The 18,723-nt window shown below is 72.1% G+C and carries 24 protein-coding genes; 8 read left to right on the plus strand and 16 right to left on the minus strand.

Features of this window, described 5'->3' with window-relative positions:
- The first annotated feature begins 147 nt into the window (after positions 1-147).
- The 5 genes from ACZ60Q_RS19160 to ACZ60Q_RS19180 all read left to right on the plus strand — a co-directional run bounded on the left by ACZ60Q_RS19160 (position 148) and on the right by ACZ60Q_RS19180 (position 6,281).
- Entirely contained in the window at positions 148-1,230 is a 1,083-nt protein-coding gene (locus ACZ60Q_RS19160) for an ABC transporter ATP-binding protein (protein ID WP_469635643.1), read from the plus strand.
- Complete coding sequence (locus ACZ60Q_RS19165) at positions 1,217-2,164, plus strand: ABC transporter permease (protein ID WP_469635646.1); 948 nt, start codon at positions 1,217-1,219, stop codon at positions 2,162-2,164. The genes ACZ60Q_RS19160 and ACZ60Q_RS19165 overlap by 14 nt, the downstream gene beginning before the upstream one ends.
- Positions 2,165-2,438: 274 nt before the next feature.
- Positions 2,439-3,029, plus strand: coding sequence for a TetR/AcrR family transcriptional regulator (locus ACZ60Q_RS19170; RefSeq protein ID WP_469635649.1), 591 nt, complete (start codon positions 2,439-2,441; stop codon positions 3,027-3,029).
- 312 nt (positions 3,030-3,341) lie between these two features.
- Positions 3,342-5,480, plus strand: coding sequence for an ATP-binding SpoIIE family protein phosphatase (locus tag ACZ60Q_RS19175; RefSeq protein ID WP_469635652.1), 2,139 nt, complete (start codon positions 3,342-3,344; stop codon positions 5,478-5,480).
- Positions 5,481-5,531: 51 nt separating this feature from the next.
- A complete protein-coding gene (locus ACZ60Q_RS19180) occupies positions 5,532-6,281 on the plus strand; it encodes a DUF1838 family protein (RefSeq protein ID WP_469635655.1) in 750 nt (249 codons plus the stop codon).
- Positions 6,282-6,367: 86 nt separating this feature from the next.
- Here ACZ60Q_RS19180 and ACZ60Q_RS19185 read toward each other — a convergent pair whose 3' ends face one another.
- From ACZ60Q_RS19185 to ACZ60Q_RS19245, 13 genes are all read right to left on the minus strand, one after another.
- On the minus strand, positions 6,368-7,144 hold the full coding sequence (locus tag ACZ60Q_RS19185; RefSeq protein WP_469635658.1) for a calcium-binding protein: 777 nt from the start codon (positions 7,142-7,144) through the stop codon (positions 6,368-6,370).
- A 173-nt stretch (positions 7,145-7,317) separates the two neighbouring features.
- Positions 7,318-7,833: a lytic polysaccharide monooxygenase auxiliary activity family 9 protein gene (locus ACZ60Q_RS19190; RefSeq protein ID WP_469635661.1), complete on the minus strand. Its 516-nt coding sequence runs from the start codon at positions 7,831-7,833 to the stop codon at positions 7,318-7,320.
- Between the two features lie 124 nt (positions 7,834-7,957).
- A complete protein-coding gene (locus tag ACZ60Q_RS19195) occupies positions 7,958-8,857 on the minus strand; it encodes an HAD family hydrolase (RefSeq protein WP_469635664.1) in 900 nt (299 codons plus the stop codon).
- Positions 8,858-8,989: 132 nt separating this feature from the next.
- A complete protein-coding gene (locus ACZ60Q_RS19200) occupies positions 8,990-9,997 on the minus strand; it encodes a 1-aminocyclopropane-1-carboxylate deaminase (protein ID WP_469635667.1) in 1,008 nt (335 codons plus the stop codon).
- A gap of 61 nt (positions 9,998-10,058) precedes the next feature.
- Positions 10,059-10,718, minus strand: coding sequence for a GntR family transcriptional regulator (locus ACZ60Q_RS19205; protein ID WP_469635670.1), 660 nt, complete (start codon positions 10,716-10,718; stop codon positions 10,059-10,061).
- A gap of 75 nt (positions 10,719-10,793) precedes the next feature.
- Positions 10,794-10,988, minus strand: a complete 195-nt coding sequence (locus tag ACZ60Q_RS19210; protein ID WP_469635673.1) for a DUF6879 family protein — start codon at positions 10,986-10,988, stop codon at positions 10,794-10,796.
- Positions 10,955-11,494 carry a hypothetical protein gene (locus ACZ60Q_RS19215; protein WP_469635676.1) on the minus strand — a complete coding sequence of 180 codons (540 nt, stop codon included), beginning with the start codon at positions 11,492-11,494 and terminating at the stop codon, positions 10,955-10,957. The genes ACZ60Q_RS19210 and ACZ60Q_RS19215 overlap by 34 nt, the downstream gene beginning before the upstream one ends.
- Before the next feature lie 87 nt (positions 11,495-11,581).
- Entirely contained in the window at positions 11,582-11,806 is a 225-nt protein-coding gene (locus ACZ60Q_RS19220; protein ID WP_469635679.1) for a DUF397 domain-containing protein, read from the minus strand.
- Between the two features lie 89 nt (positions 11,807-11,895).
- A complete protein-coding gene (locus ACZ60Q_RS19225; protein ID WP_469635682.1) occupies positions 11,896-12,714 on the minus strand; it encodes a helix-turn-helix domain-containing protein in 819 nt (272 codons plus the stop codon).
- Positions 12,715-12,725: 11 nt separating this feature from the next.
- Positions 12,726-13,220 carry a DUF6879 family protein gene (locus tag ACZ60Q_RS19230; RefSeq protein WP_469635685.1) on the minus strand — a complete coding sequence of 165 codons (495 nt, stop codon included), beginning with the start codon at positions 13,218-13,220 and terminating at the stop codon, positions 12,726-12,728.
- 13 nt (positions 13,221-13,233) lie between these two features.
- Positions 13,234-13,428: a hypothetical protein gene (locus tag ACZ60Q_RS19235; protein WP_469635688.1), complete on the minus strand. Its 195-nt coding sequence runs from the start codon at positions 13,426-13,428 to the stop codon at positions 13,234-13,236.
- 175 nt (positions 13,429-13,603) lie between these two features.
- Entirely contained in the window at positions 13,604-13,813 is a 210-nt protein-coding gene (locus tag ACZ60Q_RS19240) for a DUF397 domain-containing protein (RefSeq protein WP_469635690.1), read from the minus strand.
- Complete coding sequence (locus ACZ60Q_RS19245) at positions 13,810-14,646, minus strand: helix-turn-helix domain-containing protein (RefSeq protein ID WP_469635693.1); 837 nt, start codon at positions 14,644-14,646, stop codon at positions 13,810-13,812. The genes ACZ60Q_RS19240 and ACZ60Q_RS19245 overlap by 4 nt, the downstream gene beginning before the upstream one ends.
- A 108-nt stretch (positions 14,647-14,754) precedes the next feature.
- Between ACZ60Q_RS19245 and ACZ60Q_RS19250 the strand changes: the two genes are divergently transcribed.
- From ACZ60Q_RS19250 to ACZ60Q_RS19260, 3 genes are read left to right on the plus strand one after another with little or no spacing between them, the layout of a single operon-like run.
- Positions 14,755-15,015, plus strand: coding sequence for a hypothetical protein (locus ACZ60Q_RS19250; protein WP_469630787.1), 261 nt, complete (start codon positions 14,755-14,757; stop codon positions 15,013-15,015).
- Positions 15,012-15,419 (plus strand): hypothetical protein, encoded by a 408-nt coding sequence (locus tag ACZ60Q_RS19255; protein ID WP_469635696.1) that lies wholly within the window; start codon positions 15,012-15,014, stop codon positions 15,417-15,419. Before ACZ60Q_RS19250 ends, ACZ60Q_RS19255 begins: the two co-directional genes overlap by 4 nt.
- 5 nt (positions 15,420-15,424) lie before the next feature.
- A complete protein-coding gene (locus ACZ60Q_RS19260) occupies positions 15,425-15,862 on the plus strand; it encodes a hypothetical protein (protein ID WP_469635698.1) in 438 nt (145 codons plus the stop codon).
- A 108-nt stretch (positions 15,863-15,970) separates the two neighbouring features.
- Here ACZ60Q_RS19260 and ACZ60Q_RS19265 read toward each other — a convergent pair whose 3' ends face one another.
- The 3 genes from ACZ60Q_RS19265 to ACZ60Q_RS19275 all read right to left on the minus strand — a co-directional run bounded on the left by ACZ60Q_RS19265 (position 15,971) and on the right by ACZ60Q_RS19275 (position 18,701).
- Entirely contained in the window at positions 15,971-16,426 is a 456-nt protein-coding gene (locus tag ACZ60Q_RS19265; protein ID WP_469635701.1) for a VOC family protein, read from the minus strand.
- 96 nt (positions 16,427-16,522) lie between these two features.
- Complete coding sequence (locus ACZ60Q_RS19270; protein WP_469635704.1) at positions 16,523-17,020, minus strand: hypothetical protein; 498 nt, start codon at positions 17,018-17,020, stop codon at positions 16,523-16,525.
- A gap of 19 nt (positions 17,021-17,039) precedes the next feature.
- Entirely contained in the window at positions 17,040-18,701 is a 1,662-nt protein-coding gene (locus ACZ60Q_RS19275; RefSeq protein ID WP_469635707.1) for an FAD-dependent monooxygenase, read from the minus strand.
- Positions 18,702-18,723: the final 22 nt, after the last annotated feature.

Below are 18,723 nucleotides of genomic sequence, written 5' to 3' on the forward strand. Positions count from 1 at the left end.
GTCGCACACCGTGCGGCGGGGCGGCAGTGCCGCAGGGGCGCTGCCAGCCGTGCGGACGGGAGAGGTACGACCGGGATGACGACGGGGACGGCAGGGTCGGCGGAGCCGGCCGGGGCGACTGGACCGGCAGGAGCGCGCACGGCGGGCGTGGCGGGCGTGAAAGCCGCGGCGGGTTCCGCGGGTACGTCGGGTGCGGCGGGCGTGAAGGCCGCGTCGGGCAGTGCGGGTTCGTCGGGCGTGAAAGCCGCGTCGGGTGCTGTGCGCGCTGCGGGCGCCGCAGGCGCGGAGGATACCGGCCCGGTCATTCGCACCCGTGGTCTGACCAAGCGCTACCGGGGCGGGCAGCTCGCCGTGGACGGCCTCGACCTGACGGTGCCCGGCGGCAGCGTCTTCGGCTTCCTCGGCCCCAACGGCTCCGGGAAGACCACCACGATCCGGATGCTGATGGGCCTCGTCGACCCGACGTCCGGCACCGCCGAGGTGCTCGGCCGCCCGATGCCGGGTGCCGCCCGTACGGTGCTGCCGGAGGTCGGCGCGCTGATCGAGGGGCCCGCGCTGTACGGCTTCCTCAACGGCCGGGAAAACCTCCTGTGCTACGACCGGGCCGACCCCACCGCCGACCCGCGCACCCGCCCGGCCCGCGTCGACGAGGCCCTGGCGCGGGTCGGGCTCGCCGCCGCCTCCGGGAAGAAGGCCAAGGCGTACTCCCTCGGCATGAAGCAGCGCCTCGGGCTCGCCGCCGCCCTGCTCCGGCCGCGTCGGCTGCTGGTCCTGGACGAGCCGACCAACGGCCTCGATCCGCAGGGTATGCGCGAGATCCGTTCCCTGGTCCGGGAGCTGGCCGCCGAGGGCACCACGGTGTTCCTCTCCTCCCATCTGCTGGACGAGATCGAGCAGATCTGCACGCACGCGGCGGTGATGGCCCGCGGCCGGCTGATCGTCCAGGGCCCGGTCGCCGACCTCGCCGCGGGAGCCCGGGGCCGGCTCGCTGTCACCACCCCCGACCCCGTGGACGCCGCCCGCATCCTCCGCGAGCACGGGCTCACCGGCCTGAGCGTCGACGGCGACCGGCTGACCGCCGACGCCCCGCCCGCCGCCGTGGACCTCGCCGACCTCAACGCGGCGCTGGTGTCCGGCGGGGTGCGGGTGCGGTTCTTCGGCATCGAGCGGGGCTCGTTGGAAGACGCCTTCGTCGCACTCACGGGAGAGGGATTCGATGTCGCAGGCTGAGACGGCGCCGGAGGCTGGGACGGCGGGGCCCCACGATCCGGCGGGTCCGCACGATCCGGCGGGTCCGCAGGATCCGATGCGTCCCCGCAATCCGATGTGGACGCTGGGCTTCCTCCGGTCCGAGATCACCACGCTGTTCCGCCGCCACCGGACCTACGCCCTGCTCGGCGTGCTCGCCGCCGTACCCGTACTCATCGGGATCGCGGTCCGGATCGAGACGGCCGGCGGCGGTGGCGGGTCGGGCGGCCCGGACGGCGGGGCGGGCCCGGCGTTCCTCGCCCAGGTCACCAACAACGGCCTGTTCCTCGTCTTCGCCGCCCTCGCCGCGACCCTGCCGGTCTTCCTGCCGATGGCCGTCGGCGTCGTCGCGGGCGACTCGATCGCGGGCGAGGCGAGCAGCGGAACCCTGCGCTATCTGCTGGTCGCCCCGGCGGGCCGGACCCGGCTGCTGCTGGTGAAGTACGCCTCCGTCCTCGCCTTCTGCCTGGTCGCGACCCTGGTCGTGGCGGCGTCCGCACTGGCGGCGGGTGCGCTGCTGTTCCCGGTGGGCGAGGTCACCACGATCTCCGGGACCCGGATCAGCTTCGTCGAGGGGCTGGTGCGGGCGGCACTGACGGCGCTGGTCGTCGCGGTCTCCCTGACCGGGTTCGCCGCGCTCGGCCTGTTCGTCTCGACGCTGACCGGCAGCGGGATCGGGGCGATGGCGGCCACGGTCGGGCTGCTGATCACGGTGCAGATCCTGGACAGCATTCCGCAGCTGAGCGGCGTGCACCCGTACCTGTTCGCGCACTACTGGATGTCCTTCGCGGACGTCCTGCGCGAACCCGTCCACTGGGATGACCTGATCAAGAACATCCAACTACAGGGGCTGTACGTCGCGGTGTTCGGCTCGGCGGCCTGGGCGCGCTTCACGGCCAAGGACATCACGGCCTGAGAGACGATCCGGGAGAGGCCGTACGGTCACGCCTCCCGGGCGGCGTGACCCCGCGAGAGCGTGTCTCCTGGCTGGATCTGATCGCGGGAGGCCGTCCGCACCGTCGGCCGGGCGAGCCGTCCCCCGATCGGCTCGTCGCGGCACCAACGGCACGAACGGTGCGGACAACGGGAACGACACGACACGGCACGTTCCGTTTCCGCCTGGGTATTGTTCGGTCTTTGGCGACGAGATGTCAACAAGAGATTGGCTGGAACCGTCCTATGCTCACCGAATGATCACATCGCCGAGCAGCGTGCGCCGTAGCGAACGATCACGCCGCGCGATCCTGCGGTCCGCTCTCGATCTCTGTACGGAGCGGGGGTATGGGCACGTCACCATCGAGGCCATCGCGGCCGGTGCCGGGGTCAGCAAGAAGACGATCTACCGCTGGTGGCCGTCGAAGGGCGCGGTGCTGCTGGAGGCGTTCACCGACGCCCTGATCGACGCCACCCCGTTCGTGGACACCGGCGACATCGGCGCCGACCTGCGCGCCCATGTCGCCGGCGCGGTGAAACTGCTCTCGGCCCCGCCGTTCGGCCCCGCCTACGCGGGCATCCTCTCCGAGCTGCACCACGACGACCTGCTGGCCCAGCGGCTGAGGGAGGAACTGGTCGACCCGCGTGTCGAGGAAGCGATCGGCCGGCTGCGCAGCGCCCAGGAACAGGGACAGATCCCGCCCGGCGCGGACCTCCCGCTGGCCGTGGAGATGCTGTACGGACCGGTCTACTACCGCCATGTGCTGCGCAAGCCCGTCCAGAACGAGAAGACGATCGCCACCCTGGTGGACCACGTCCTGCGCTCGCTGCGCGCGCCGGGGTACTAGCAGCCAGGGCAGCCGAGGCGGAGCAGCCGCGCAGGAGCAGCTGCGGCAGATCTCCGTGTCCGCGTCGTCCTCTTCCTCCTCTTCGTCGTCCTCCCTTCACGCCTGCGCCCTTCACGCTCCCGCCCTTCACGCTCCCGCCCTTCACGCTCCCGCCCTTCACGCTCCCGCCCTTCACGCTCCCGCCCTTCACGCTCCCGCTGTTCACGCCTGCGCCGTCCACCGGTGGCCGGGCCCGGTGCGGCGGGTGATGCTGGTCCGGCGCGTGCCGGCTCCGGTGCTCCGGTGCGCCGGAGCCGGAGGGTGGGTGGAGCCGTGGCGGACGCCGAGACGCCGGCCGGGCCCGGAACGCCCCGGGGCGTGCCGGACCACCTGGACGAGGCCCTGTTGGCGGCCCTGTTCCACCAGTCCGCCTTCGGCCTGATCGTGCTCGACCCGCAGCTGCGGCTGGTACGGGCCAACTCGCTCGTCGAGGGCGTGGAGATCGAGGATCGCGTCGGCCACCGGTTCACCGAGGCCTTCCGGATCGACGACCCGGAAGGCCTCGAGCAACTCCTGAAGCGGGTGCTCGCCGGCGAGGGCCCGGCGCGCGACCGCCTCGTGCGCGGACGGCTGCGCCGGATCCCCGGCGACCGGGAGTTCCTGGTCTCCTCCTACCGCCTCGACGGCCCCGGCGGTCCCGATGCCCCCGCCCTGGGCCTGCTGACCGCGATCGTCGACGTCACCGAGCGGGAACGGGCCCGCGCCCGGGACGCCACGCTCACCGCCGTGCGGGACGCGGTCGGCGGCTCCCTCGACGTCGCCGCCATCTGCCGCGCCTTCGCGGACGCCCTGGTGCCCGGGTTCGCCGACCTCGCCGTCGTCGAGGTGGTGGACGACGTCCTGCGCGGCGCCGACCCGCCGGTGGGCCCGCTGCCGCCCGGCACCCCGCTGCGCCGCGCCGCCAGCGGCCGGTGCGACGCCGTCCGGGACACGGCGGAGGGTGCGGGGGAGGACGGCGCCCGGGCGGGCTCGGCGGGGGTGACCCGCCGCCTCCCCGCCCGTACCCCGTACGCGCTGGCCACCACCGACCTGCGGGCCCGGCTCGTTCCGCTCGGGCCCGACACCCCGTGGCAGGCCACCGACTCCGACGGGGCGCGCGCCGTCGCCGAGACCGGCGCTCACACCTTGATCGTCGTGCCCCTCACCCTGCGGGGCGCGGTTCTCGGGCTGGTCAGCCTCTACCGCCGCGGAGCGGCCGAGCCCTTCGACGAGGACGATGTCTCCCTCGCCGTCGCGGCGGCCACCCGGGCGGCCCTCGGCATCGACAACGCCCGCCGCTACGAGCGCGAACACGTCATCGCCTCGACGGTCCAGCGGCGGCTGCTCCCGCAGGGCGAACGGCACCAGGCGGCCGTCGACACAGCGCATGTCCTGCTGCCCGGCCGGGACAGCGGCTGCTGGTTCGACACCATCGCCCTGTCCGGCGCCCGCACCGCGCTCGTCGTGGGCGGCGTCGCGGGCGAGGGACTCCAGTCGGCCATCGCCATGGGCCAGTTGCGTACGGTCATCCAGGCGCTGGCGGGCCTCGACCTGGATCCGGAGGAGCTCCTCGCCCGGCTCAAGGACACCGCGGACCGCCTCGCCCACGAACGCGCCGCGCTGCCTCCGGCCGACGCCCTCCAGGGCGAACTCCTGAGCGCGGGCTGCGTGTACGGGGTCTACGACCCGTTCACCCGCACCTGCACCATCGCGCGCGCCGGTCACCCCGCGCCGCTGATCGTCGGCCCCGACGGACGGGCGGTCGTCCTCGACGTGCCGGAAGGGCCCGGACTGTTCTCCACCGACAGCGCTCTCTTCGCCCCCGCCACCGTCACCCTGGAGGTGGGCAGCCTCCTCGCGTTCTGCACCACCGATCTGCTCTCCGGCGACGGCGCCGCCGAACGTGTCACCGAGGCCCTCGCCCGGCCGGGCCGAAGCCTCCAGCAACTGGGCGACGACATCGTGTACACGCTGCCGGACGGCGCCCGCGCCGCCGGTGCGGCCCTGCTCCTGGCCCGTACGGGTACGGTCTCCGACCATCTGGTCGCCACCTGGGACCTGGCCCAGGACCCCACGACGCCCGCCACTGCCCGGGTGCTCGTACGCGACCGGCTCCAGGGCTGGGGTCTGGACGAGGACATCGTCGAGGCGACGGAGCTGATCGTCAGCGAGCTGGTCACCAACGCCGTCCTCTACGGGACTCCGCCGCTGCGGCTGCGCCTCCTGCTGGACTCCACGCTGACCTGCGAGGTCCACGACGGCTCCCCGGCCGCCCCGAGCCTGCGGCACGCCCGGACCGTCGACGAGGGCGGCCGGGGGCTGTTCATCGTCTCCCGGCTCGCCTCCCACTGGGGAGCCCGCCACGGGCCGGACGGCAAGGTGCTGTGGACCGAGCAGGACATCACGGGCCACCTTCCGGAAGCGCCGGGCTGATTCCCGCCGGTACCGGCACGCCGACCGCGCCGGTCGCGCAGAGTGGTCCGTATGACGACACCCGCCGAACTGCTACGTTCCTTCGCCCGCACCCGCGCCTCCCTCGACGGCGAGGAGGTCACGTACTGGTGGTCCGGAGACGTGTACTCCTGGGCCCCCGATGAGCCCTACCGGCGGATCTTCGGTTTCGAGGGACTCAATGTCTCCCGTCTGGTCCAGGACGTGGAGGCCGGGCCGGACGCTTACCAACTGCTCACCCGTGAGGCCGCGTTCTACCTCGACCCCGTCAGCCGCGAGATCCTGGAGACCTGGCAGGACCTGCCGGTGGTGCACGTCTGGAACGACCCGGCGAACCAGAAGTGGCGTCCCTTCCCGATCCCGGCGACCGACCTCGGGGATCAGGTCTGCTTCAGCCTGGAGATCCCGCTCGCCTACCCGTCCCCGCTGCCGGTGGCCCAGTACCCGGTGCACTCGGCGGGGGACACGTACAAGGCCCTGGAGCTCTTCCAGTTCTTCGCCGACCGCGCCGACCTGGCGGGCCCGTCGCCCAGTGTCCCGGCCACCATGTCGTGGAGCCGGATGTCGCCGTGGCTCCCGTGGATGGCCCGGGGGCAGCGGCCCGGCGGTCTCACCTTCCACTGCCGGGGCCGCAAGCTCGGCGCGTACACCGAGGTCCCCGAGCGCACCCGCGCCCACATCGCCGCCCACCACCCGGAGTTCGCCCACGCCCCGGAGGAGTGGAGCGAGCCGAACGAGACCAGCTGGACCTACTTCCGCATGCTCAACCCGCCCCAGGGCTGAGCCACGGGTCCCGGACCGGGACCCGGGACCCGGTCCGGTGCCGGCACCGGGTCCCTGAGGCTCTCGGCCCTGGGGACCGGCTCCGGCTACCGGAGAACGATGTCGCGGCCCGGGCCGCCTTCGACCATGTCCTTCCCCGGTCCGCCGCTGATCAGGTCGTCGCCGCCCTCGCCGTGCAGCATGTCGTCGCCCGAGCCGCCGAGCAGGATGTCGTCGCCGTCCCCGCCCATGACGTGGTCGTCGCCGGGGCCCGCGTACACGAGGTCGTTACCGTCGTACGCCTCGATCATGTCGTCGCCCTTGCCGCCCCGGAGCAGCTGGTCGCCGTCGACGGGCATCAGGTGGTCCATGCCGTCGCCGCCGTCCAGGACCACGCGCCCCATGACCATGTCGTTCCCGGCGTCTCCCCGCACGGTGTGCGCGGTGTGCGCGTGCAGCATGTCGTCACCGGGGCCGCCGCTGACGGTGGCGACCCCGGGGTCACTGGTGGCGATCTCGTCGTCACCGTCGCCGAGGAAGACGTCGATCCGGTCCGGCCGGGAGCTGTCGGTGGGCAGCTCGCAGACGACGTACGTCTCGTCCCCGGGGGTGAGGTAGGTGCAGTGGTCGCCGGGCTGGAGGGGGACGGAGTCCCGGAAGCCGATCCGCCGGACCCCGTCGCCCCGGTCCATGGGGACCACGTGGAGGTCGTTGGCCTGACCCGCCGCAGCGGTGAAGGTGATCGACTGCTTCGCCCAGTCGGCGCCGACGCGGGCCTTCGCCGTGGTGGGGGCGGCGGGGGCCGCGAGGGCCGGGGAGGTGGCGAGGCCGGTGGCGAGCAGGGCCACGACGGCCGCGCGGGCGGTGAGGCGGTGTCGGTTCATGGGATCTCATCTCGATGGGGTGGCCGGTGGGGCCGGCCTGCCTACGGAGGCCCTGCCCGGGGTACCGGCGACCGCGGTCGCGAGGGCGGCTTCCTCGCGACCGCGGCCGGCGCGCTCCGGGACCCCGGACAGGTCCGGTTCGTCCCGGCGGGGCCGGGTGGTGCGGTACCGCGTCAGCTCACGTTCACGTCCACGCAGGCGTAGAAGGCGTTGGCCGTGTCGGCGATGTTCCACACGGCCAGCACCTTCTGCTTGCCGGACAGGCCGCCGAAGTTCACCTGGTGCGTGACGGTGGCGCCCGGCTGGGCACCGCCGTCGTTGAACTCCGCGATCTTCTGGCCACCGGCGTAGTACTGCCAGGTGCTGGTGGCGTGCCGGGCCGTCAGCCGCCAGTTGAAGCTGGTCGAGCGGCCGACCGGGGTGACCTTCCAGCCCTTGCTGTCATTGTTGAGCTCGGCGAAGCCGGCGTTCCCTCCGCTGCAACTCGTCAGTCCCTTGGGGCCCTCGACGCTCTGCGGCTCGTACTTGATGGCACCACAGGAGACCGTGCCGGCGGCGCACTGGGCCTGTCGGCTGGGGGGCGATGAGATGTAGCCGTGTGCGCTCGCGCTGCCGGCCGGCAGGCTGACGGCCAGGAGCGGGGCGATTCCCGCGCCGATGGCGACGGCTAAGAGCCTCTTGCTTTTCATGACAACTCCTCTGTGGGGGTCCGTGCCTGCCCGCGCGGCAACGGGGCAGACATGCGCATGTCAAGCTGCCGTGCCGTGACGGTGGGGCTGTCACGGCTGGCGACGGAAGCGTACCGCGCTTGGTCTAGACCAAGCTAGTGCCCGGGCGCGACTCCGTGCCCGACTCCGTGCCCGACTGCCCGGCGGATATGCCGAACAGGCGCTCCAGGACCACCGCGACCCCGTCCTCCGCGTTCGACAGGGTCACCTCGTCGGCCGCCGCGCGCAGCTCCGGATGCGCGTTGCCCATGGCCACCCGGTGGCCCGAACCGGCGAACATCGGCAGGTCGTTGGGCATGTCCCCGAACGCGACGATCCGCTCCGCCCCGACCCCCAGCAGCTCGGCGGCCACCGCCAGCCCCGCCCCCTTGTCCACCCCGCGCGGAGCCAGCTCCACCGTGCCCGGCCCCGCCACGGTCACCGTCGCCAGATCGCCCACGGCCCCGCGTGCGGCGGCGGCCAGCTCGTCGTCGCCCAGATCCGGATGGCGCACCAGCACCTTGATCACGGGTCGCTCCCACAACGCGGCCCGGGAGCCGACGGGTTGGGCGGGAAGCGCCGGGTTCGGCATCCGGTACCCGGCCTCGATCAGGGTCACCCCGTCCACGCCGTCCTGGTCCACGGCGGCGAACACCGCCCCGACCTCCGCCTCAATCTTCCCGAGCGCGGTGTCGGCGGCCTCGCGGTCCAGGGCGGCGGACCGCAGCAGCCGCCCGCCGCTCGCCCCGGCCTCGTACAGCTGGGTGCCCTGCCCGCAGACGACGAGCCCGGTGTACGCCAGGTCCGCGAGCAACGCCCGTATCCCGGGCACCGGCCGCCCGGTGACGATCAGATGCCGGGCTCCCGCGGCGGCGGCGAGGGCGAGCGCGGCGCGGGACCGGGCGCTCACGGTGTCGTCCGGGCGCAGCAGGGTGCCGTCCAGGTCTGTGGCGACGAGGGAGTATGCGCAGGCGTGCGCGAGGGCATATGGGGGTGGCGTGGGCATGGGGCCCAGCCTAGGAGGGTCGGGACGGCCGCTCGCGCGCCAGGGGCGAATCGGGCAGGTGCCCCTGGCCGGGGGCCGGCCGCCCCCGGTCCGGGGCCCGGCTGCCCCGGACCGGCGGGGAGCCGCGGGGCGTCAGCGGAAGATGCCGCTGTAGGCGTTGAGTGCGGGCTGGCCGCCGAGGTGCGCGTACAGGACGTTGGACCCCTTGGAGATCTCGCCGCCGCGCACCAGATCGATGAGCCCGGCCATGGACTTCCCCTCGTAGACCGGGTCGATGATCATACCTTCGAGCCGGCCGGTGAGTTTGATGGCGTCCACCGTGGACGCCACGGGTACGCCGTAGAGGTCTCCGGCCCAGCCTTCCAGGACGGTGATCTCGTCGTCCTTCAACTCTCGCCCCAGGCCGATGAGTTCGGCGGTGCCACGGGCGATCCTCGCCACCTGGTCGCGGGTCTCGGTGAGCTTCGCCGACGCGTCGATGCCCAGAACCCGCCGGGGCCGGTCCTGGCCCGCGAACCCGGCGATCATGCCGGCCTGGGTACTGCCGGTGACGCTGCACACCACGACGGTGTCGAAGAAGACGCCCAACTCCTGTTCCTGTCGCCGCACTTCGCGCGCCCAGTCCGCGAATCCGAGGCCGCCGAGCGGATGGTCCGAACCGCCGGCCGGAATGGCGTACGGTGTGCCGCCCGCAGCCCGTACGTCGTCCAGCGCCTGGCGCCAGCTGTCCTTCACGCCGATGCCGAAGCCCGCCTGGACCAGCCGCACGTCGGCGCCCATGATGCGGGACAGCAGGATGTTGCCGACCTTGTCGTTGACCGCGTCGGGCCAGTCCACCCAGCTCTCCTGGATCAGGACCGCCTTCAGGCCGGCTCGGGCGGCCACGGCCGCCACCTGCCGCGTGTGGTTGGACTGCACGCCGCCGATGCTGACGAGCGTGTCCGCGCCCTGCCGGAGGGCGTCGGGAAGCAGGTACTCCAGCTTGCGGGTCTTGTTGCCGCCGTAGGCGAGACCGGCGTTGCAGTCCTCCCGCTTGGCCCAGACGCGCGCACCGCCGAGGTGGTCGCTGAGCCGGTCCAACGGGTGCACCGGGCTGGGGCCGAACAGCAGGGGATAACGCTCGAAGTCGTCAAGGGACATCGCGGGCTCCTCGTGGGTGGGTCCGGCACGGCCCTGCGGCGGGCCGCGTGGTGAAGGGCGTTCAGGGGGTGGCGTCGAGCAGCGGCAGCAGCGTCTGCCAGTTCGCCCGGGTGGCGGCCACCGCTCCCTCGACGTCCCCGGCCGCGCACAGCGCGATGATCCGGTCGTGCTGGGCGACCGACCCGCGCCCGCTCAGCGAGGAGAAGCGCAGCCGCTCCAGGCGTCGCAGCACGGGCGTGAACTGATCGAGGACGGTGGCGACGGCCTCGTTGGCGCAGGCGGTCACGGTGACCCGGTGGAAGGCGTCGTCGGCCTCCAGCGCCGCCTCGGCGTCGTTGCGCCGCAGGGCGTCGGCGAAACGGGTGTTGGCCTCGCGCATGGCGTCGAGCTCGACCGCGTCCAGCTGCGGAACCGCCTCCCGTACGGCCAGTTCGTGCATGGCGGAGGTGACCGACTGCGCGGCCCGCACGGCGCGGACGTCGAGCGGGCTCACGATGGTGTAGCGGCCGGGCTTCGTCTGCACCAGCCCCGCCTGCTCCAGCCGCGCCAGCGCCTCGCGCACCGGCGTACGGCTGACCCCGAGCCAGCCGACCAGGTCGCCGTCGTTGAGACGTTCACCGGGCGCGAGAGTGCCGTCGACGATGGCGTCACGGATGGCCCGGTAGGCGCTCTCCCGGAGGAGCGACCGGGAGACGAGACCTCGGTTCTGCGGAACTGGCATGCAATATATTGCATGCTGCGAGGGGTGAAGCTGTCAAGGGCGATGCGGGCGGCGGCGGTTGGCCGGACCGTTCGCTCAGCCCGGGAGGCCGAGGTCCCAGGCGAACCGGTAGCGCTGGCAGTCCGTGAGTGGCTGCCGGACGGCCCGTCCCCGTCCGGTGCCGCGTCCGGCCGCTTCGTACCCCCGGATCCGCTCGTGCCGGCGCGTGTTGTGGCCGGGCGGCTTGCCCTCGCCCCTCAGGAACCGGGCCGCGTTCGCCCGTTCCCCCATGCGCGGTCGTCCCGGGAGTCCTCATCGGCACCGCATCGGGCCTGCCCGGCGGGGCAGGGCAGATCGGGGGCGGCGCGGTTCGGTGAGCAGGTCACCACGGCGACGGAATGGAAGACCGTGCCCTTCAGATAGTGACCGAGGGAGACATCGCCGCCTTCCGCCAGCCGTTCGACCGCGCCCCTGACGAGCAGCGCCAGCCGGTCGGCCTCTCGGTCCTGGTGAGAACCGAACCGTGCGGCGAACGCGTCGAGTTGCTGTTCCAGCCAGGCGCCGGCCTCCTGGGAATCCACCCAGGTTCCACGGATCATCGACGCCGGTTTCCTGAGCCAGTGAGCCGTCTGGATCGGTGGCACGTCCGAGGCGGGGAAAGCGGCCACGGCTTCCCGGTGCCGGTCGTGCACGTCCTTCTCGCTGCTTGCCGTCGGAGCCCGGCCCGGCGGTCGTCGCAGGCTCTCCTTGTCGAACGTCGCCTTCTCTCCGACCCAGGCGAAGCCGTGGTGGTGCACGCGGTCCCTCGTTCCCTGGGCGCAGAACCGTACGGCCCCGCCCATGGGTCTGGAGGGCGGGGCCGCCGGTTCGGGTGGTGCCTGGAGTCAGGCGGAGAGGTCGAAGCGGCCGGGGTCGATGCCCGCCGCGGCCGGCTCCGCCGTGCTGAAGCGCAGCGGTTCGGCGTCAGGGCGCTTGCTGTCGCCGACGGCCCAGGCGTCCGGCCCGATCCGGGCGAGGGTCACGCATGACTCGCCGTCGGGGTGCGTATTGCCGCCGCAGGCCTTGGAGAACTCGGCCCCGTCGATAGGGAGCCTGTACAGGTCGGTCATTGCTTGTGCCTTTCCCGGTCCATGGCGGCCCTGGGAGAGCCGTCGACTGGTTGTACGGCAGCAATGGTGCCCGAATGAGATCTCGGGTCCTAGCCGGTTTCCTGCTCGCGCAAAAACTCGTCCCGGATATCTGCGAGCAGACCCCTCATGTCGTCGCCAGCAATTGCAGTACTGCTGAATCCTTCAAATTTCTCTACGTACTGTGCGACATCCTGAGGATCAGTGACAACGATCTCCGCGTGGACGGTCTCGACGGTCACAATGCGGTCATCCCGAATGACGAAAGCATGGTTCGCGATGTCGTACTTCCGCCCGCGGAGCGGCACGATGCGCATATCTACGTTCGGCAGTCGGGAGACCGAAGCCAGCCGGTCGAGCTGGCCGACCATGAGTGCAGGAGGGACGATCAACCAGCGAAGTACCGGCTCGGTGACAGTGAACTGGAGCGTCTTGGTCTCGTCGTACAGAACCTCTTGCCGATCGATGCGAGCACTGGCCGTGCGGCGTACTGTCTCCTCGGTCAGATCCTTGTAGCGAGTCAGGACGGCCTTGATGTATTCCGGCGTCTGAAGCAACCCAGGCACCAGGGCGGGCTGGAACAGGCGCAGCTGACTCATCCCGGCCTCCACGTCCCGGAGATGCTGCTGGGCCTTGTGGAGACCTGCCCGCTGGATCAGTCGCCAGGCCGTGGCTTCTGTCGCGGCGGCACGGGCGGCATCCATGTATTCAGTCTTGACGTCGTCCGAGACGCCGATCGCTGTCATGATGCGGTCGACGTCTTCCGCGCTCGGGGAGATCTTTCCCGTTTCGATCCTGCTGAGCTTGCTCGGCGACATGACAGCGCTGCGGGCAACTGCTTTGGCCTCCATGCCGGAGGCGTTCCGCAGCAGCCGCAGCGCGACGCCCAACTCGGACCGATTCACTGACCGTGTTCTGCCCACCAGTCGGAGAAGGGCACGGCGTGAGCGAGTGCGGTGTCCCTGATCGCGACGTACTTGTCGGCTTGGTCGGCGGGAAGCACATCAGCTCCGGTGAAAGCGCCGTCTTCGGTGTAGCTCATGGGTGCTGCGGTGACGGAGTCGAACAGCCAGAAATCGCCCACGTCACCCAGAGGGCTGGGCCGCTCGGTCACGTCCAGGATGAAGAACTCCTCGCCGGCGGCTCTGTTTGTGGTGTAGCCCCAACCCAGTTCGTACCGCAGATAGGGCGTGAGCGGGCGCGATACCACGTGCACGCGGTACATCCTCTGCCCGGCGTCGACATGCTTGCGTACCTCGTCGAGCCAGTCGGAATTATAGCCTTTCGGCTTTGGTTGCCCATCGAGGAACAGCTGGTAAGCGTCCACGTTGCCTGACCGGCCGTAATCGTCGAGCGTTTCCAGTCGGAACGCTTCGTGCGTGAAGTCGTCGAACATGTCTCCCAGAGTCTTAGGCACTGAGCTGGTCTCCGAACGCTTTGCGGATCAGTTCCATAGGGATCTCGACGAGGGTTTCGTGGGCCGGAATCATGAGCCCATGACCTGTCGGAGTCTCGCCCTGAACGAGGATGGTGCCCCGATCCGTCGTGTAGATAGTCGGGCAGTTCTTCTTTTCGCATGTTGTCGCCAGCACGTTCACCTTCACGGGCGTTCCCCTCTGCCGGTGGTGATGTTCCTCCTGATGATTCCGGTCTGCGGGACTCTGAGCAAGACCCTCTGGTTTCCGGAACGGGAAACCAGGGCGCTGCTCTCTTCTCGGCCAACGGAAAGCCCCACCGTGCCCGCACGGTGGGGCTGTTGGCCTGCCCGGCCCGGGTGGCTCAGACGGTGCCGAAGCCCCCGGCCCGGACGCCCGCCACGAAGGCGCTGAACGCGGCGGCGGGGACGGTGAGGGCCGGGCCGCTCACGTGCTTGGAGTCGCGGACGGGGACGATGCCGTGCGGGGTGGCGAGGTTGGTGGCGACCTCGACGCACGCGCCGCCGTTGTCGCTGTAGGAGGACGTGAACCAACGGGGGGTCTCGGTTGTCACTGGATGCCCTTTCGCAACTGCCTGAACATGTCTACGGACGCGGCCTGGGAGGGTGCAACCGCCTGCATCTGATGGTAGGCCGTCAAATGCGGTACCACCGAGGCACTTTCACGCTCCAGATAGCCCTGTTGTGCGGACTCGGCGTACGACATGAGCGAGCGGTCGGGCATGGTCAGGACATAGATCGGCAGATTGAACGGGCGGAGCTCGCCCATGGCGAACGGCGCGACCTGGAGCACGGTGTTGGGCTGCTCGGCGAACTCGATGAGGCGGTCCATCTGCGCCCTCATGACCTCCGGTCCGCCGACCGGCCTGCGGATGCAGCTCTCGTCCAGCGTCGCGAAGATCAGGGGCGGCTTCTCCCGGACCAGGGCCGCCTGACGCTCCGCGACCAGCGCGACCCGCTCCTGCGCCTGGTCGGCGGTGATCGCCTGTCGCCTGACGGCACTGTCCGCCAGAACCCTGGCGTACTCCGGGGTCTGGAGCAGCCCCGGGATGACGCCGACCTCGTACAGCCGGATCTCCGCCGCCCGGCGCTCGTAACCGAGGAACTCCGGAAAGCCCTCCAGCAGGCTGCCGTGCTTGATCTGGCCCAACTCGCGCTCGAACGACGCCTCGGTCCCGCTGAGCCCCAGCGCCCGGTCCGTACTGCGCGAAAAGCGCAAGGTAGCGAGTTTGCGACCGGTTTCCACCGACGAGATATGCGTACTGGAGTAGCCGTTGTGGTCCCCCAGGACCTCCTGCGTCCAGCCCCGCTTCTCCCGTAACTCGCGCAGACGTGCTCCGTAGGCCGCCTGAGCCGAGCTTTCCGGGTTCAACTCCTTGACGTTCACGAACCTCGCCCCCGATCTTCCGTGCCGAATAGGCAGGTTGAATGACACTTCACGGTAGGTCACGCTGAATCGCCCCGGTAGTCAAATGACTACAGAGAGGAGCGATCGGTGTACGGCGAGAACGTCTGTCCGAATGCGCAAGAACCCCCCGGCCTCCCGGCCCTTGGCACGCTCATGGTGGACACCGCTCGTGGTGACCGTGTGGGGGAGTTCCGTGGGGTCGCGGGCCCCTACTGGTCGCTGCGGCCCGTGGGTGGCGGGGCCGAGTGGGAGGCCGAGCCGTGCCGGGTCCGGCCCGCGCTCCTCATGGAGCAGCTCCGGGCCAGGACCGCGCGGCTCAACGCCCGCAGCCGGGGTGAGGTCCTGTGAACGCCGCGCTTCGGCAGTGCACTTGGTACGTCGCGGAGAGCCACGGTGGCGACGCGGCGCGGTCCGTCCGGCTCGGCGGGATCCTCGCCCCGACGCGGCGGCTGGCCCTGTGCTGGCTGCGGAGGCAGGCCCGGCGCCTCGCGGACGCGCTCGACCCGGACTCGTACGCCCCCTGGGCTCCGGCCCGTGCGCTGTACCCGGTCGGCGCGGTGGGCCCGCGCGACGCACCGGCCGAACTCCGTTCCTGGGCGGACAGTTTCCGTGAGCACGACTACGCGCTGGGGCGGCTCGCGGGCGGGCTGCCGTACGAGTTCGTCGCCCGGGACGCCGCGTCCTGGTACGGGCTCGTCATGCGCCCGCTCTCCCCTTCCCCCGCTTCCCTCACCCCTCACTGGCAAGGATGAGCGCCATGTTGCAGTGCACCGCCTTCACCGAACTTCCCGAGATGGGCGCGCGCGTTGCGCTGATGGGCCTGCCGGGCGGGCCGGGCGCGGCGTCGGAAGCGCCCGACCTGGACGAGTTCCTGCTCTGTGAACTCGGCGAGCACGGCGGGGCGACCGAGCACGCGGCCCAGCTCTGGTCGGCTTCGGCCCGGGCCGGGCGGGATCTGTGGATGTTCTGGACCGAGGCCGATGAGTGCCGGAAGTTCCGGTTCACGGAACTGCTGCCGTGCCCGGCCGTCATCCACCGGCTGTCCGTGAAGGAGGGCGATGCCTGCGTGTTGTACGACCGGCACCCGGCGGCGCACTCCTGGGACGTGACGGACCCGCTCGCCGATCTGATGGCGGAGCGGATCCGGGAAGAGGTGCGGCGGGACCGCGACGGGGGCGCCGGGGCAGCGCCCTGAGGCCGCGCCCCGCCCGGCTTGGGCCCGGCTCGGCCAGGTTGTCCGGAGGCGGGGCCTTCGCACGACGAGCCGAGCACGGGAGCCGGACCAACTACGGGGGCCCCTGGGTCAGCTCAGGCAGAACTCGTTGTCCTCAGGGTCCGCCATGATGATCCAGCTCCCGCCCTGCTCGTCGACCGTGCGCACCGCCCGCGCGCCCAGCCCCAGCAGCCGCTCCGCCTCCGCGTCGCGCCGCCCCGGCGCGGAGTGGACGTCGATGTGGAGGCGGTTCTTCACCGTCTTCGGCTCCGGTACCCGCTGGAACAGCAGCCGCCGCCCCTGCCCCGTACCGCTGACCTCGTCGTACGGGTCGTCCGGATGCCGGGCCGCCGCGAGGTCGAGCCAGGCGCGGCGCCCGTGGGCGTGGGTCGTGACGGCCTCCGGTACGGCTCCGGCCGCGAGCAGTTGCTCGACCAGCGGGCTGTTGTCCTCGACGAGATAGCCCAGGGTCGCCGCCCAGAACCCGGCCTGGGCGTGCGGGTCGGCGCTGTCGATCACGAGCTTCCAGGACAGTGTCTGTGTCATGGGAGCCGTTTATACCGGGCGCGGTCTCCGGAAGGTACGGCTCCGCCCGCGCGCCGCCGGAGCCGCAGCTTCGCGTGCCGCCCGGAGCCGTATCGCCTACGCCTCGCGCGGGTGGGGGAGGCCGCCGCAGGCGTGGCAGGTGTGCCGGTCGATCGCGGCCAGCAGGCGCGTGGCCGCCGCGCGTAGGGTCCGCGCCGGGGGAGGGCCCCCGCCCCCGGGCGTGGCGGGTGCGGCGGACAGCCGGGCGGCGGTGGCGCGGCCCGCCGCCACCGCCTCGTGCGCGGCGCGGGTCCACGCCGGGTGCTCGGCGTTCCCGGCGGCCAGGATCGTGGCGAGCAGGTCCAGGACGCCCGCCCGGTCCCTGACCGTGTCCGTCGTCGCCAGCTCCCAGAGGAACGGCACCGTCGCCGCCGTCGAATCGAAGACGGGCGGGGTGCCGATCCAGCGCTCCAGATCGCTCAGGGCCTCGTCCGAGGTCGGCGCGTCACCCCAGGCGATCCGTGACAGCACACCGGGAACCTGGGACGCGGAGCCGTACGCGTGCTGCAACTCGTGCCACCGCACGTTCCTCATGGCCCCCAGGACAGTCCCCATCCGGGCACTCAATCAGCCTTTACCGCACGGCGTCCACCATGCCGGGGGACCGTTCCCCGGGCCGGCCCGTTCCGTGGAGCCGGCGCAGATACTCCCGTACGGAGCGGGCGTCGTCCGCCGGGGCGGACACACCCACGTGGTGATCGGGGCGGACGACCACGACGGTGCCCGTGCCCGTACCGCCGGAGGGTCCCGTTCCGTACGCGTCGGCCGCGTGGCCCGCGTCGTCGACCACCGCTCCCGGCTCCGCTCCGGCCCGGTCCTCGTGCGCCGCGTACACCCGGCAGACCCGCACCCCGGCGTCGCCGTACGCGTCCGCCGCCTCGCGCAGGACCGCCGCGCTCGCGGGGCCGAAGCCGAGGACGGTGGTGCGGGGGCCCGCGAAGACGCGGTGCAGCCGGGTCCGCTCCCCGGTCGCGGCGTCGGCGCAGGGGGCGTCGGGGGCGCGGTCCCCGGCGTACGGGCCGCGCTTCCCGGCCGCCGGCGCCCGGCCACCGGAGGCGAGGGAGCTCCAGCGGTAGCCGACGCCCAGGCCGGTGGTGTCGGAAGTGATCGCCGCGTCCAGGCCGCCGCCGGGGCTGCGGATCGCCTCCAGGGTGGCCCGCAGCCGCTCCGAGGTGAGGTCCAGGGTCCGGGCGGCCACCGGAAGCCGCTCCTCCTCATAGGTGTCCAGCAGCTCCGCGTCCGCGTGACCGGCGAGCACCAGACCCAGTTTCCAGCCCAGGTTGAACGCGTCCTGGATGCCGGTGTTCATCCCGAGGCCTCCCGCGATGGCGTGCACGTGCGCCGCGTCGCCCGCGAGGAAGACCCGCCCGGCGCGGAACCGGTCCGCCATCCGCACGTTGACCCGGTACGTCGACAGCAGCTCGGCCCGCGTCAGGTCCCGGCCGGGCAGAGCGGTGTGGTGGGCGAGCAGCCGCCGGAACCCGTCGGCGGTCGGCGCGAGAGGCCGCCCCCGCCCGTCCCGCTCCGGCCCGGCCTGGAACCACCAGCCCGTCCGCGTACCGGGGATCGGGCAGAGCATCACCGCCCCGTCCTCGTCGAACCACTGGTGCCAGCGGGTACGGTCCAGGGCGCCCTCGGCCAGGTCGACATCGCCGCAGACCATCACCTGGTCCTCGTCGGTGGTCCCCTCGAACCCGATGCCGAGCAGCTTCCGTACGGAGCTGTGGGCGCCGTCGCAGCCGACGGCGTACCGCGCCCGCCCGGCCGACCCGTCGGCGTACGTGATGTCGACATGGCCCCCGTCGCCCCCGTTCTCGGCCCGGCCCCGCGTCAGCCCCACGACCTCGCGGCCCGTCTCGACGCGGACGCCGTACCCGGCCAGTCGGTCGCGGAGGATCCCCTCCAGCCGCCACTGGGCGATCAGCCACCCCCGGTCGTAGGGGGCGTCCGGGGACGGTGCGGAGTCCGCCCAGGGATCGGCCTCCGCGACCGGGAGACGGTCGCGGTACTTGAGCATCGGCAGCGGGGCCGAACCGGCGGCGAGCACCTCCTCCGCCACCCCGAGATCGTCCAGGATCTCCAGCGACCGGGGGTTGGGGCCCTTGGCGCGCGAGGTGCGCGGCGGGGCGGGGGACCGGTCCACGATCCGTACGGCCGCGTCGCGCCGGGCCAGCTCGCAGGCGAGCACCAGCCCGGTGGGTCCCGCTCCCACGATGAGTACGTCGGTCATGCCCATGCTTCTCCCTCGGTCACGCTTC

The sequence above is a fragment of the Streptomyces sp. NPDC104313 genome, assembly GCF_055583985.1.

Coding starts and splice junctions, on each gene's coding strand:
- ACZ60Q_RS19165 (WP_469635646.1), top strand. CDS start 1,217: ATGTCGCAGGCTGAGACGGCGCCGGAGGCTGGGACGGCGGGGCCCCAC.
- ACZ60Q_RS19170 (WP_469635649.1), top strand. CDS start 2,439: ATGATCACATCGCCGAGCAGCGTGCGCCGTAGCGAACGATCACGCCGC.
- ACZ60Q_RS19180 (WP_469635655.1), top strand. CDS start 5,532: ATGACGACACCCGCCGAACTGCTACGTTCCTTCGCCCGCACCCGCGCC.
- ACZ60Q_RS19185 (WP_469635658.1), bottom strand. CDS start 7,144: ATGAACCGACACCGCCTCACCGCCCGCGCGGCCGTCGTGGCCCTGCTC.
- ACZ60Q_RS19190 (WP_469635661.1), bottom strand. CDS start 7,833: ATGAAAAGCAAGAGGCTCTTAGCCGTCGCCATCGGCGCGGGAATCGCC.
- ACZ60Q_RS19195 (WP_469635664.1), bottom strand. CDS start 8,857: ATGCCCACGCCACCCCCATATGCCCTCGCGCACGCCTGCGCATACTCC.
- ACZ60Q_RS19200 (WP_469635667.1), bottom strand. CDS start 9,997: ATGTCCCTTGACGACTTCGAGCGTTATCCCCTGCTGTTCGGCCCCAGC.
- ACZ60Q_RS19205 (WP_469635670.1), bottom strand. CDS start 10,718: ATGCCAGTTCCGCAGAACCGAGGTCTCGTCTCCCGGTCGCTCCTCCGG.
- ACZ60Q_RS19210 (WP_469635673.1), bottom strand. CDS start 10,988: ATGGGGGAACGGGCGAACGCGGCCCGGTTCCTGAGGGGCGAGGGCAAG.
- ACZ60Q_RS19220 (WP_469635679.1), bottom strand. CDS start 11,806: ATGACCGACCTGTACAGGCTCCCTATCGACGGGGCCGAGTTCTCCAAG.
- ACZ60Q_RS19230 (WP_469635685.1), bottom strand. CDS start 13,220: ATGTTCGACGACTTCACGCACGAAGCGTTCCGACTGGAAACGCTCGAC.
- ACZ60Q_RS19260 (WP_469635698.1), top strand. CDS start 15,425: ATGTTGCAGTGCACCGCCTTCACCGAACTTCCCGAGATGGGCGCGCGC.
- ACZ60Q_RS19265 (WP_469635701.1), bottom strand. CDS start 16,426: ATGACACAGACACTGTCCTGGAAGCTCGTGATCGACAGCGCCGACCCG.
- ACZ60Q_RS19270 (WP_469635704.1), bottom strand. CDS start 17,020: ATGGGGACTGTCCTGGGGGCCATGAGGAACGTGCGGTGGCACGAGTTG.
- ACZ60Q_RS19275 (WP_469635707.1), bottom strand. CDS start 18,701: ATGGGCATGACCGACGTACTCATCGTGGGAGCGGGACCCACCGGGCTG.